11 protein-coding genes and 7 tRNA genes are annotated in these 13,010 nt (G+C 42.5%); 6 read left to right on the top strand and 12 right to left on the bottom strand.

Going from position 1 to position 13,010, the window contains the following annotated elements; genetic code table 11:
• Positions 1–210: 210 nt before the first annotated feature.
• From ACQRBJ_RS05120 to ACQRBJ_RS05080, 9 genes are all read right to left on the bottom strand, one after another.
• Positions 211–284 (bottom strand) — tRNA-Asp (locus ACQRBJ_RS05120).
• Between the two features lie 36 nt (positions 285–320).
• Positions 321–394, bottom strand: a tRNA-Asp gene (locus ACQRBJ_RS05115).
• Positions 395–425: 31 nt separating this feature from the next.
• Positions 426–499: transfer RNA gene (locus tag ACQRBJ_RS05110), tRNA-Asp, on the bottom strand.
• 96 nt (positions 500–595) lie between these two features.
• Positions 596–1,126, bottom strand: coding sequence for a GNAT family N-acetyltransferase (locus ACQRBJ_RS05105; RefSeq protein WP_294972390.1), 531 nt, complete (start codon positions 1,124–1,126; stop codon positions 596–598).
• A gap of 79 nt (positions 1,127–1,205) precedes the next feature.
• Positions 1,206–2,306 carry a glycosyltransferase family 2 protein gene (locus ACQRBJ_RS05100; protein WP_445303006.1) on the bottom strand — a complete coding sequence of 367 codons (1,101 nt, stop codon included), beginning with the start codon at positions 2,304–2,306 and terminating at the stop codon, positions 1,206–1,208.
• Positions 2,307–2,317: 11 nt separating this feature from the next.
• On the bottom strand, positions 2,318–2,746 hold the full coding sequence (locus ACQRBJ_RS05095) for a hypothetical protein (protein WP_153122728.1): 429 nt from the start codon (positions 2,744–2,746) through the stop codon (positions 2,318–2,320).
• A gap of 49 nt (positions 2,747–2,795) precedes the next feature.
• The gene (recR, locus tag ACQRBJ_RS05090; protein WP_294972398.1) at positions 2,796–3,407 is read right to left on the bottom strand and encodes a recombination mediator RecR; all 612 of its coding nucleotides are present in this window, start codon (positions 3,405–3,407) and stop codon (positions 2,796–2,798) included.
• A 6-nt stretch (positions 3,408–3,413) separates the two neighbouring features.
• Positions 3,414–3,902, bottom strand: a complete 489-nt coding sequence (locus tag ACQRBJ_RS05085; protein ID WP_217761001.1) for an outer membrane beta-barrel protein — start codon at positions 3,900–3,902, stop codon at positions 3,414–3,416.
• A gap of 21 nt (positions 3,903–3,923) precedes the next feature.
• A complete protein-coding gene (locus ACQRBJ_RS05080) occupies positions 3,924–5,432 on the bottom strand; it encodes a carbon starvation CstA family protein (RefSeq protein ID WP_445303005.1) in 1,509 nt (502 codons plus the stop codon).
• A 136-nt stretch (positions 5,433–5,568) separates the two neighbouring features.
• Between ACQRBJ_RS05080 and ACQRBJ_RS05075 the strand changes: the two genes are divergently transcribed.
• The 5 genes from ACQRBJ_RS05075 (at position 5,569) to ACQRBJ_RS05055 (ending at position 7,798) form a co-directional block, all read left to right on the top strand.
• Positions 5,569–7,323: a glycoside hydrolase family 10 protein gene (locus tag ACQRBJ_RS05075; RefSeq protein WP_445303004.1), complete on the top strand. Its 1,755-nt coding sequence runs from the start codon at positions 5,569–5,571 to the stop codon at positions 7,321–7,323.
• An 85-nt stretch (positions 7,324–7,408) separates the two neighbouring features.
• A tRNA-Lys gene (locus ACQRBJ_RS05070) sits at positions 7,409–7,481 on the top strand.
• A 25-nt stretch (positions 7,482–7,506) separates the two neighbouring features.
• Positions 7,507–7,580: transfer RNA gene (locus tag ACQRBJ_RS05065), tRNA-Arg, on the top strand.
• A 37-nt stretch (positions 7,581–7,617) separates the two neighbouring features.
• Positions 7,618–7,691: transfer RNA gene (locus tag ACQRBJ_RS05060), tRNA-Arg, on the top strand.
• A gap of 34 nt (positions 7,692–7,725) precedes the next feature.
• Positions 7,726–7,798 (top strand) — tRNA-Lys (locus ACQRBJ_RS05055).
• A 360-nt stretch (positions 7,799–8,158) separates the two neighbouring features.
• Here ACQRBJ_RS05055 and ACQRBJ_RS05050 read toward each other — a convergent pair.
• Positions 8,159–9,766, bottom strand: coding sequence for an OmpP1/FadL family transporter (locus ACQRBJ_RS05050; RefSeq protein ID WP_264949921.1), 1,608 nt, complete (start codon positions 9,764–9,766; stop codon positions 8,159–8,161).
• Positions 9,767–9,798: 32 nt separating this feature from the next.
• Positions 9,799–10,794: a hypothetical protein gene (locus tag ACQRBJ_RS05045; protein WP_445303003.1), complete on the bottom strand. Its 996-nt coding sequence runs from the start codon at positions 10,792–10,794 to the stop codon at positions 9,799–9,801.
• 213 nt (positions 10,795–11,007) lie between these two features.
• Between ACQRBJ_RS05045 and prmA the strand changes: the two genes are divergently transcribed.
• The gene (gene prmA / locus ACQRBJ_RS05040; RefSeq protein ID WP_445303002.1) at positions 11,008–11,880 is read left to right on the top strand and encodes a 50S ribosomal protein L11 methyltransferase; all 873 of its coding nucleotides are present in this window, start codon (positions 11,008–11,010) and stop codon (positions 11,878–11,880) included.
• Between the two features lie 104 nt (positions 11,881–11,984).
• Here prmA and ACQRBJ_RS05035 read toward each other — a convergent pair whose 3' ends face one another.
• Positions 11,985–12,899, bottom strand: a complete 915-nt coding sequence (locus tag ACQRBJ_RS05035; protein WP_294967640.1) for a GH25 family lysozyme — start codon at positions 12,897–12,899, stop codon at positions 11,985–11,987.
• Positions 12,900–13,010: the final 111 nt, after the last annotated feature.

The following is a 13,010-nucleotide window of genomic DNA, read 5'->3' as shown; positions in this document are numbered from 1 at the left end:
TTATATCTATTATTCCTTAACAGAGAATTTTAAACATTCCCTTTATGGATGCAAAGATACAGATAATTAAGGAAATATCAAAATTATTTCTAAACCTTAACAAAGAAATAACATACAGAAAGAAAGTGAAGAGTGAAGAATGGAGAATGGAGAGAATCAGGGGGTATAAAAACAAAAAAACCTCCGAGAATCACTTCTCGAAGGTTTCTGCGGTGCGTACGAGACTCGAACTCGTGACCTCCTGCGTGACAGGCAGGCATTCTAACCAACTGAACTAACGCACCATAATGCTTATGGAGGATTCAAATTTAAAATGTTTGCGGTGCGTACGAGACTCGAACTCGTGACCTCCTGCGTGACAGGCAGGCATTCTAACCAACTGAACTAACGCACCAAACAAGTGGCTTAGAAGACAAATGATTAAGCGGTGCGTACGAGACTCGAACTCGTGACCTCCTGCGTGACAGGCAGGCATTCTAACCAACTGAACTAACGCACCAATTAAATCAAATTGAATTGCTAAACGCTCATTTTTCATTTGCGGTTGCAAAGGTACTACAAATATTTGACTCCACCAAATTTTTCTGCAACTTTTTTACAAAAAACATTGAAAAAGATAGGCATCTACGTAGAAATCACCCTCAAATAGCCATTCTTTGAGCATTTTACTCCCCTCGAACCCTACAGAATGTAACATTTTCACAGCCTTCTCATTTTTGGTAGAGACAATGGCATACAACTGATGAAGGTGTAAAATTTCTTTAGAATATACCAATAATTGGCGAATTGCTTCTTGAGCATATCCTTTTCCACGAACTTCATCCTTGATAACAATGCCGATTTCAGCACGAAGATGACGCGGATCAAAATTTATCAGGTCTACCATACCCACCGTTTCATGCTGTCCATTCTCTATAATAAGGCGCATCTGGCGATCAGCATAAATATCTGCCGAAGCACTGGCTATATAATCTATCAGCATTTGGCGAGAGTAAGGTACATTGGTACACCCTACTCCCCACAAACTTCTATCATTTTCCACTTCATAGAGAAACTCAATATCCTCCATCTCCAAAGCTCGCAAATAAACCAAAGGTTTACTACCTTTACCATTCATTTCATTCATACAGTAATGACTTTTTGATTTATATATATAAATATTGTACGCGCGTACATTAATTACATATCAAGATTACACTTATCCATTATAGATATGGCATTTCTTCCTTATCCACGACATATCTATCAGTTATAACCTTGCCAATGCTCTTGGTATAAATGGCTAATTTCACCTGCTCATCCGACTTTTCCTTAAGATGGCGGAACATATCCTCATAATTCATCTCATCAGCATCGAATAACAAATATTGGGAATCATCTCTCTGGGATGGAGAGAAAAATCCCAAACTCTTACGCATTCTTTTCGAGAGCATCCTTACTAACGCCACAGAAGCTTTGGCGTAAATGGCAATCTTGATAGGAATACTCAACAAGAGAGACATACCCGAATAATGCTTGCGAAAGAAGATAAGCATTGCCTCATAAAAGACATGCACATATCTGAAACTTGATTTTTCTGTACTCTCACCCTTATAATGCAAGATATCTACAGGCAAATAGTAATTATGAAAACCGCCCTTTAATATACGATAAGAAAGATCGATATCCTCACCATACATAAAGAAATCCTCATCAAGCAATCCCACTTTCTCTATAGCCTGACGGCGCAACATGCAGAAAGCCCCACTCACAACATCGATTTGGACAGGTTCATTCCAAGGAAGATAACCCATATAATAACGGCCAAACACCTTGCTCTTTGGCCAGCGGGCACAAAAGCCCATCATCTTATAAAAAGCTACCATCGGAGAAGGCAAGCCACGCCTGCTTTCCATCGCCACCTGCCCATTAGCACCAATCATTCTCACCCCCAAAGCACCAGCATCAGAATGAGCATCCATAAAGCCAAGACATTCCTCAAGAACATGTTCACCTACGATTGTATCAGGATTCAACAAGAGAACATACGCGCCCTTGCTCTGACGAATGGCAATGTTGTTGGCACGGGCGAAGCCCAGATTATGCACACTGCTCACAATCTTCAGCATAGGATGCAGGTTCTTAGGATAGCGCTTTTCAAGATACTTCACAGACCCATCGGTAGAATGATTATCCACAACGATTATTTCCACCTGATTTCCTTTGCGTTCCACATCCACCATATCAATGGCCTTCAGTACAGAACGTAGACATTGATCTATATAGTACTTGACATTATAGCTGACAATAATAACAGATAATTTCATAAATCAAGCGTTCAATCTTCACTAACCTCAGCCTCACATCTGCCAATGCTAGGATAAACAAAGAAAAGACAAAGGAAAAGAATAATTGCCATATAGCCAAAAGCCGGTGACATGGTCTGATAATACATGAAAGTATTGATCAACATCGGCAGACAAAGCATATTAAGACGCGCTGTACCCCAAGGCAAAAGCGCATCACCCTTGCGAGCCACCAACTTACGGCGGACAGCCTTCAAACTGAACATTTTCAACGCAACAGGAATAGCCACAATGGTTACCAACTCCATCATGGTGAGAATGACAAACATCAAGGTTGCATCGGATGCCATATCAGTAGGAGTAAGAATTTCCGTCTCATAAAGACCTACCAACAGCAAAGTGACAACAACCATAAAGAAGAAGTTGGTCAATAATATTCGTTGTACTTGTTTGATATTCATTATTATTTAAATATGTAGAGTTTAATACTTGATTACCTTTTATATATAGCTATCTTTCGAAAGGAGTACGATTGAGAATGCTTCTACCCAGGGTAACCTCATCCGTGTATTCCAATTCATCACCCACAGAGATACCACGGGCGATAACCGATAGTTTCACTGGAAAATCAGCAAGTTTACGGGAGATGTAGAAATTGGTGGTATCACCCTCCATTGTACTGCTCAACGCAAAGATTACTTCCTTGATACCTCCAGCTGCCACACGCTGCACCAATGATTCTATTTCTATATCAGAAGGTCCAATACCATCCATCGGTGAAATAATCCCTCCCAACACATGATAGAGACCATGGAACTGCTGTGTATTTTCTACTGCCAATACATCCTGCACATTCTCTACCACACAAACCGTAGTAGTATCCCGACGTGAATCAGAGCAGATTGGACATACATCCGTATCGCTGATATTATGGCATATGCGACAATACTTTACTTCACGCTTCATTTTGGAGATAGAATTGACAAACTGTTCAACCTCTTCCCCACTCTGGCGGAGCATAAAAAGCACAAGGCGCAAGGCGGTCTTACGCCCTACGCCCGGTAGCTTAGCAAACTCAGCCACCGCCTTCTCCAGCAATGCCGATGAAAACTGTTGCTGCATATTCTATTACAAATAAATACCTATTCCGACCTTCACGCCTACAGTAGAATAATCGGAATGATTCTTAAAACTCTGATCATAATACACTGCAGGTTCTATGGTAACCTGCTTACTCACGAAGAATGCATATCCTACCTCAACACCAGGCATCACATCATTATAACTGCCGGTATGAATCAACTTCATGCCAGCCCCCAGATAAATACCATTCTGCTCGATATAATATCTGCCCTGAGCGCCCAAGGCCCAATAATCCTTCACGCCCTCCAAGCCAGAATGCTTATACTCAGCCTGTGCCAGGAGCATCATATCGTCTTCGAAAAAATAACCAGCCTTAGCCTGAATACCAAGGCTGAGTTCCTCTGAGCCATTATAACTCAAATTCAAGCCCGTCAATGACGCACCACAATATTGTTTTCCACTTTCAAACTGGGCATGAGCTCCAACAGATACCATCAGACCCAATGCCACAACAGCTATTTTTTTTATACGCATAATAATGTGTATTAGTTAATATTATTTATTTCTTTTCTTAAACCAAGAGAAGAACCACACCAATGCTACCACCAGGATAATGACACAACCCGAATAGCCGAGAGTACCATCAAGTCCTAACGCCTGTGGAGATATCAACAGGAAGGTAGAGCAAACCACTGTCATAAACAGGGCAGGTACCAAGGTGATAATAAACGATTTCTTCTGCTGTACCAGATAAACAGTTATAGTCCAAAGGGTGAACACAGACAAAGTCTGATTGGCCCATCCGAAATACTGCCAAATGATATTGAATCCATCCGGATTCTCCATCTGCCATACCAGAATGCCCACTGTAGCAGCAAACAATGGTATGCATACATATAATCGCTTACGCATAGAGCGCTGTTCCAATCCGATAAACTCAGCAATGATAAGGCGTGCACTTCTCAAAGCTGTATCACCACTCGTGATAGGAGCGGCTACAACTCCCAACAGTGCAAGGATACCACCAGCTACACCAAGCCAACTGGAGCAAACCAGCTTTACCACTTGCGGAGCTGTGAAATTCTGAAGGAGAGACTTACCTCCATCAGCCTGCGCAATAAACTCCTGAGCCACCTCAGGAGATACGCATTCACGCCATCCTCCATAATAGAAGAAGTACATGGAAACGGTAGCCCAAATCACAGCAACAATACCCTCTGTAATCATCGCTCCATAGAATATAGGACGTCCCATCTTCTCATTCTTCATACAACGAGCCATCAACGGACTCTGTGTTGCATGGAAACCACTGATGGCACCGCATGCAATGGTAATGAAGAGGCAAGGGAACAACGGATTGACAGCCATATATCCCTCGGCACCCAACCATGCCGGATTCTCGTTCAGATTGGAATCACTCAAATTGCTCCAAAGTTCTGGCAATGTAGGCCATTTCAAGAACAAACCGATCATCAACGCTCCTGCCATAAACAGAAGCGAAAAAGCAAAGAGAGGATATACCTTACCGATAATCTTATCAATAGGCAACAATGTTGCTATGATATAATAAAGGAAGATAACCAATATCCACATCATCTGACTGCCCCATATATCTTTCAATATCACAGCAGGGCTGTACACAAATACAGCACCCACCATCATCAAAAGCAATACAGAGAATACCAGCATCACCTTCTTGGTGGTTCCGCCGAGATACTTGCCCACCAACTCCGGCAATCCAGCACCGCCATTACGGATACTGAGCATACCACTCATATAATCGTGCATGGCTCCTGCAAAGATACAGCCGAAGATGATCCACAGATAAGCCACCGGTCCGTACCAAGCACCCATGATGGCTCCAAAAATTGGTCCCGTTCCCGCAATATTGAGGAACTGAATCATAAAGATTTTCCAACTTGGCAGCACCATGAAGTCGACACCATCGGCTTTGGTCACTGCTGGCGTAGGGCGGTCATCAGGACCGAACACTCTCGCCACAAATTTTCCATAAAGCATGTAGCCCAAAACAAGAGCCACTAAACTAATGATAAAACTGACCATTTTCTTGTATTTTTTTTAAAATTCTCTCCTATTTTGTGATTAAATCACATGTTTTTTAATTATTCAGTGGCAAAAGTACTATTTTTATTTGAAATACGGAAAAATATCAGTATCTTTGTTGCCAAATTGTAAGATTATGCACAGAATTAAGATATTTTTCTTCCTTTTGTGCTCTGTTTTGCCTTCAAAAGCACAGAGCTACACATACAAGGAACCTACACAAAAAGCAACTAGCATCGTATTCAACGACCAAGCTCCCAAGCACGAAGTGCGTGCCGTATGGCTCACCACTATCGGCGGCATAGACTGGCCGCATTCATACGCTCAGTCATCTCTATCAGCAGAGAAACAGAAGCAAGAGCTTCGTTCTATCCTTGACCGCCTGCAAAAAGCACATATCAACACCGTGCTTCTGCAAACCCGCATAAGAGGAACCATGATATATCCCTCCGACTACGAGCCATGGGATGGTTGCCTTTCCGGATTTCCCGGCAGAAGTCCTGGCTACGATGCATTACAGTTTGCCATCGACGAATGTCACAAACGTGGCATGGAACTTCACGCTTGGATAGTAACTATCCCTGTCGGTAAATGGAATGCATTGGGTTGCAAAAAACTCCGAACCAAGTTTCCCGGCCTGATTCGCAAAATTGGTGCCGACGGCTACATGAATCCAGAAGACTGTCGTACAGGAAACTATCTTGCTCAAATATGCCGAGAAATCTCTAACAGATATAATGTAGATGGAATCCACCTAGATTATATCCGTTATCCAGAAACCTGGAACATCAAGGTAAGCAGAGAACAAGGCAGACGGTATATAACCAATATCGTACAAAAGATCAACGACGCAGTCAAATCACAGAAACCCTGGATCAAGATGAGCTGTTCACCTGTGGGTAAATATGATGACTTGAGCAGATATTGGAGCCACGGCTGGAATGCCAACACCAAAGTTTGCCAAGATGCGCAAGGCTGGTTACGGGATGGCTTGATGGATGAACTCTTCCCTATGATGTACTTTAGAGATGAGCATTTCTATCCTTTTGCTATCGACTGGCAGGAACAGAGCCACGGCAAGATTGTGGTTCCAGGTCTTGGTATCTACTTCCTTGACCCACGTGAAGGCAAATGGAATATCAAAGACATCACGGCAGAAATGCAGCATACCCGCAACCTGGGAATGGGCTACGCATTCTTCCGCAACAAATTCCTGCTCGACAACAGACAAGGCATCCTGGATTTCACGACTCAGTTTAATCCATATCCTGCACTCGTTCCACCGATGACATGGGCAAGCAACAAACAGCCTTCACAGCCTCAACACTTCAAAGTTGCTAAGGCTGGCGAAAAGTTATGCTTATCATGGAGCAATGTAAATACATATACGGATGGCAGCAAAATCACTACACCTTATATATATAATAATGTATATGCGAGTAGAACCTACCCCGTAGACATCACTGATGCCCGTAATCTGATAGCTGCACGACATCAAGGAACCCATATCAGCATCACCGGAAATGTAGATACCGATGAACATCCTCTCTATTTTGCCGTCACTTCTGCTGATGGATATGGCATAGAGAGCACTGCAACCCAAGAATATCAGGCCGACATCCTAAGAAATCACCAACATTATGGTGCAGCCAAAATCTTAGTTTGCAACGACAACAAGATAATCCTCGGAGAAACTACAAAAATAATGGATGCAAAGATTGCAGAGGTTGAAACGCTCCAAGGAACGGTAATCAAGAGATACTTCATTAACAATAACCAGGTAAATATCAGCACATTACCTTCCGGCACCTACCGACTGTCAGGGGTCAATCATAAGGGTTGTAGACACCTACTGGGTACCTTCACCAAGAAAGAAAATAAAAAAAAATAGAAAAAAGTTGCGAAAAAATTTGGTGGAATCAAAAAAATGTAGTACCTTTGCACTCGCAATTCAGAAATGAGGCTATCAAGAAGATGCACCCTTAGCTCAGTTGGTAGAGCAACTGACTCTTAATCAGTGGGTCTAGGGTTCGAATCCCTAAGGGTGTACAACTTGAGAATAAGCTAAAGAAATGGTTCCGTAGCTCAACTGAATAGAGCACTTGACTACGGATCAAGAGGTTCAAGGTTTGAATCCTTGCGGAATCACTTCAATAGTCAGCCCTACTTAAGAATCAATATGAATGGTTCCGTAGCTCAACTGAATAGAGCACTTGACTACGGATCAAGAGGTTCAAGGTTTGAATCCTTGCGGAATCACTTCTTTTGATTACACAAGCAATAATTAAAAGTTGCACCCTTAGCTCAGTTGGTAGAGCAACTGACTCTTAATCAGTGGGTCTAGGGTTCGAATCCCTAAGGGTGTACAAAGAGAAGCGTTTCCTTTTTGGAAACGCTTTTTTGTTTTATATCATCCCCTCACTTCACCCCGCTGCTTTCACTATATATATACATGACTACCAGCAACAAAAAAATAGGACCTGTTTCACAACAGATCCTATCACATACTTACTAAAACTAAATTAACCACTAAAAAAACTAATATCATTTTCTTATGAGAACCTCTACATAGAGAGACCTCAAAAGTCTTTTGTAATTTAAACACCGGATAAGAACCGCCTCTTATCCTAATCACAATGCAAAGATAGAACAAATATTTGAAACAACCAAATAAATTATACTATTTTTTATCGGTTCGTCCAAAATATCTCTAAATTTTACATTATTTAAAACTTATAACCTACTGTCATCAATAATTGATGACGATTATTCTCTACCTGAGTAGCCTTAACAGAACAACCCATATCTGAGAAACTTTCGAATGGATAGAAATCTCCCTTCTGAGTAGAATACTGATAAGCTACATCTATAGCCAGATTCTGGTAATTGAAACCTACACCCAGGGTGAAACGATTCATCGCCTTCCAGTTGGTATAATCGGCAGAAGAAGCTATATAAACACCATTGCTATCAAATGTCTGATCACGCAAGGCATTATCCTTATACATTGGCGATACGTAATTATAACCCAATCGGACAGACAACATGTCAACAGGCTTGATCTCTGCACCCAACTTCAAGGTGCTTACACCTTGCAGATTCAATCGGGTATCGTTATTCATAGCCTCGTCACTGCTACTGCTCTCATAATAGTCTCCCCAATAAGCATCATAATAACCGCCATCTTTTACACGGTTGTCCATATGGTCGTACCATGCATACTCATAAGTTGCACCAAGAGCCAGATAATTACTTACTGTATGGCCCAAGCTGGCACCCACCTTCCATGGTGTATTGAGACGGAAATCATAATCTATACTCTGACCTCTATCACCCTTGACATAACAAGGCTGCTGACTTCCATCTTTTTCCTCATAGGTAGCAGGATCATTGTTTCCCCAAATACTAATATCATTATCACCACTAACCGTAAGATCATAGAAGATAGGGCTATTGAAATAAGCACCAATACGGAAAGGAGAATCCTTGACAGGACGGAAGATAACACCTGCCTTCACATCAAATCCAGTACCTGTAATCTTCAGCTGTTCAAAAGAATCCATTATATTGCCGTCAACGAAGTTTTCGGAATAAAAGGAATTGCTGTTGTAATGAACGTCATGAAGACCGATGGTCAGACCCAGCCAAACCTGATTATTAAGCGATCCACTGATATTGAAATCATAGGTACCGATATAACCATGCTGATACTGACCAAACAAATACTGATTAGCCTCAGCATAAGCCAAGCCACCATCGGTAGGAACAGTAAACAAACCAGGCTGATAGTTTCCTGAATTATCCTTATACCCACCAAGGTTGGCGTCCTGACTGGTCCACCCCGCATACTCCTTGAAATTCTTAGCTGCGGTTATCTTATTAAGAGAAACATCCTTCAATGCTCCGGCAGCATTCAGAATTTGTCCAAAATCAGCACTCTTATGATAATTGAAAGCCAGATTCAGCCAATTGGTACCTTTGTTTTTCGGACTCCATACGATACCCACCTGGTCAAAGGTAGGATGACTCTTCTTACCATTAAAGGTAATAGTAGAAGCATTGTATTCCGTATAATTCTCTGCGTCTGTCTGAGCAATAACTCCTGCAGTAAGAGTCACTTGACTTCTACGGAAAAGACCAACACCAGCAGGGTTACTGCTGATAGTGGAAATATCGGCACCCAAAGCTTCCATAGCACCACCCATACCCACATAGCGGGCAGTACCGGTAAGCTGGGGTGCAGCCAACTTAGCGTCCTGATAAGTTTCTTGCGCAGCAGCAGTCATGCTAGCCATGAGCATACTGGCAAAGAATATATGTTTTAAATTATTCATAATCTTCTCAAATACTAATTATTGTTATCATTTTATCTTCTTCCACCGAAGCTGCCGCCACCAGAGTGACCGCCACCGCCACCGAAGCTACCGCCACCGGAACGGCCACCGCCACTGAAGCTACCACCTCCGAAGCTGCCGCCACTGTTACCAAAGCCTGAATTGCCGCGACTACCCCAAGAAGAGTTGTTATTGTTGTAGTTGTAGTTGCCGTTATTCTGGCGCTGACCAAAGCTGCGATTAGATCCACTTCGGCGCGAATAAGTATTGCGATTATTACCAGCAATGCCAGTAAACCGATGATTAGAACCATCGATACGGCCCGGGTTGTTATAACGCTTGTTGCCAGCAAATCCGCCATAACTTACATGACCAATCATCGGACCACCCCAATACCATGGGTTATAATATCCACCCCAGCCATAGTACCATGGGCTGTACCAGCCACCATACCAACCAGCATAGCCATAATACCATGGATCGTACCAAGGGTCAAACCAAGGATCATACCAGCCGGCATAATATCCGTAACGCCAAGGATTGTGCCATCCCCACATACGGCTGCGCCAGTAATAAGGACCATAGCCATAATAGTCGTAGAACCAAGGATCATAATATCCATCCCAACGGCTCATTTCCCGAGTCCGGCTGAAGTCTTCTTCCGGGTCAGCATATTTCTGAGCAAAATAAGCATCATCATAGATACTGTCAGGAGCAACACCCTTTCCTACATGAAACTGGATGATATCATTACCCAGGGAATCTTTCCCTACATTCTCATAATGACTCAAGAATCTACCACCGCGATTATATTCATCCACGCTTCGGTTGCTTCCACTCCAGTACAAGGCATATATACTGTCTCTACGTGCTTTCTGCTCGGCATAAGCACGCTGTAATTGCGCACGATGCTCAGCTTGCTTCTTGGCCTCTTTCTTTGGATTGAAGTAGAGGTCATCGTCCTGCGCCATTGCCGTAAAAGGCATGGTTGCTGCCATGAGGACTGCTAGAAGATACATCTTTTTCATTTTACTATTCTCCTATTTTGATATGGAGTTTTTACTCCATTTTGGGTTATTATTTATATAAATATAATAATCATAATGCAAAAATATTGCATATCTTACTGCAAAAGTACAGAAAAACCCTAAATAATGGTAGGATTTCCCCTATTTTTTATAATTTTGCAGAAAAATTAAATGAATTCAAACGTTTTTCAACATTTATACACATAAAAAGGCATGAAATACTTAGTAGCATCATTCAATATTAAGACCGCTCCCGACCTGATGGAAGCAGCTCGCGACCTCCTTGCCGACGGAGCTGCCGAGGCTGGATTTGAATCGTTCGAGGAAACGGAAACAGGCATGGAGGCATACGTACAGAAAGACCTTTTCGATAAGGAGGCACTTGATGCCTATATCTCTGATTTTCCTATCATGGATACCCAAATCACCTATGACATCCAGGATGCCGAGGACAAAGACTGGAATCAGGAATGGGAGGAACAAGGATTCGCTCCTATTTTTGTGGACGACCAAGTTGTTATATACGATGCCAAGCATCCAGAACTCTATCCAGACACAAGTAACCGTCCGGACATCATCGAGATAGGTATTGAAGCAAAACTTGCCTTTGGCACAGGAAATCATGAGACTACCCGTATGATTATCTCGCAATTGCTCCAGATGTCTATCAAGACCAAACGCATTCTGGATTGCGGTACCGGAACCGGCATTTTGGGACTCACCTCTTCCAAACTAGGAGCCAAAGATGTTGTAGGATATGACATCGACGAATGGAGCGTTGAGAATGCCAAACATAATGCTGTCCTCAATGGCGTTGACAATATGGAAGTATTCTTCGGAAACAGCAGCGTTCTCAACCATGTCAGCGGCGTATTTGATGTAGTGATGGCAAACATCAACCGCAACATCCTGCTTGAAGACATGAAACTGTTCCGCAGCGTCATGAACATTGGTGGCTCTCTGATACTCAGCGGATTCTACGAAGAGGACATTCCTGTTTTGCTGGAAAATGCTGCAGAGCTTGGACTTCATGAAACCAACCGTCATGTTGACAACAACTGGGCTTGCCTAGTACTTGGGGAATAGAAAAGCCAGAGCGTCAGATTACCCTATCAACAGTAAAAATATAAGGTGTAATTCATAAAGTACATTTTTCATTGTACATGATGAATTACACCTTACACATTCCGTCACTCGTTAAATATTTTCTCATTGTTATTACTTCCTATGCACAATTGCTTCAAGTCGTAATAACTTCCATTGTAGATATCAAAATCTACATATCCCTTGATGCCAGGCAACTTACCAGCATCCGTATGCTGCCAGAACTTCCATTTGCCCTTGTATTGCACCTTGTCCACATAATAATGGGCTATCCAATAAGGATAATCATCAAAAACCGGCGCACTTAGGTATTGCTCCTTAAACTTATAATAAGTATAGATGATAGGCTTCACATGATACCTGTCTTCTACGATATGCAACCACGTAAGTACATCACGCTGAAAATCCTCCACGCTCTTATCATCCGGTTTGTGCTCGATGTCAAGCACCGGCGGCAAATCTCCATCGGTAAGATGTACTTGCTGCAGGAAATAATAAGCCTGTTCACGAGCCGTAGATTTATTGCTCCAGAAATGATATACACCACGGATAAAACCAAAATCGCGAGCCTGATTGAAATTAGAACGGAAATTCTCATCCAACCTGCTGGAGCCCTCAGTGCTCTTAATGATGACAAAACGCACAGGGCATCCCTTAATCATTGCATTCTTAAGCTGCTCCCAATCTATATCTCCCTGATAATGAGAGATATCTATACCATGAATTTCATATCCTTCAGGATATACCTCATCACCATAAAGCGCACGCCATCTAAAACCGGTAGGACCTACGAAGAAATGGTAAAACAAAAAAACATACAGTACAACAACTGCTATTCCGCCAATCCACCAAGCCCAACGGGGATAACGGCTCCAAAGCCCCGACGAACGTCTGGACCTACGTCTACGGGCAGGTCGCTTCGCCGTGGTTCTGACCGGGGAAGAAGAAGTTTTCTTCGCTCCACCACATTTGTTGTTGTTGCTAGTTTGTTTGTTTACCATGATAATGAATTATATATAAAAAAGAGGGAGGAGGTGCATGCATGGCTATACAGCCTACGGCAAGACATCCCCTCCCTAAAGGTCGGCTAGAAGAATCTAGCACCTATATAA

Source organism: Prevotella sp. SGI.167 (genome assembly GCF_050313615.1).
GTDB lineage: Bacteria > Bacteroidota > Bacteroidia > Bacteroidales > Bacteroidaceae > Prevotella.
The sequence above is the reverse complement of the archived record's forward strand: the minus strand, read 5'-3'. Positions and strand labels throughout refer to the sequence as shown.

Excerpts from the sequence above, each read along its gene's own strand:
- ACQRBJ_RS05105 (WP_294972390.1), bottom strand. The coding sequence starts at position 1,126 with ATGAATGAAATGAATGGTAAAGGTAGTAAACCTTTGGTTTATTTGCGA.
- ACQRBJ_RS05100 (WP_445303006.1), bottom strand. The coding sequence starts at position 2,306 with ATGAAATTATCTGTTATTATTGTCAGCTATAATGTCAAGTACTATATA.
- ACQRBJ_RS05095 (WP_153122728.1), bottom strand. The coding sequence starts at position 2,746 with ATGAATATCAAACAAGTACAACGAATATTATTGACCAACTTCTTCTTT.
- recR (WP_294972398.1), bottom strand. The coding sequence starts at position 3,407 with ATGCAGCAACAGTTTTCATCGGCATTGCTGGAGAAGGCGGTGGCTGAG.
- ACQRBJ_RS05085 (WP_217761001.1), bottom strand. The coding sequence starts at position 3,902 with ATGCGTATAAAAAAAATAGCTGTTGTGGCATTGGGTCTGATGGTATCT.
- ACQRBJ_RS05080 (WP_445303005.1), bottom strand. The coding sequence starts at position 5,432 with ATGGTCAGTTTTATCATTAGTTTAGTGGCTCTTGTTTTGGGCTACATG.
- ACQRBJ_RS05075 (WP_445303004.1), top strand. The coding sequence starts at position 5,569 with ATGCACAGAATTAAGATATTTTTCTTCCTTTTGTGCTCTGTTTTGCCT.
- ACQRBJ_RS05050 (WP_264949921.1), bottom strand. The coding sequence starts at position 9,766 with ATGAATAATTTAAAACATATATTCTTTGCCAGTATGCTCATGGCTAGC.
- ACQRBJ_RS05045 (WP_445303003.1), bottom strand. The coding sequence starts at position 10,794 with ATGAAAAAGATGTATCTTCTAGCAGTCCTCATGGCAGCAACCATGCCT.
- prmA (WP_445303002.1), top strand. The coding sequence starts at position 11,008 with ATGAAATACTTAGTAGCATCATTCAATATTAAGACCGCTCCCGACCTG.
- ACQRBJ_RS05035 (WP_294967640.1), bottom strand. The coding sequence starts at position 12,899 with ATGGTAAACAAACAAACTAGCAACAACAACAAATGTGGTGGAGCGAAG.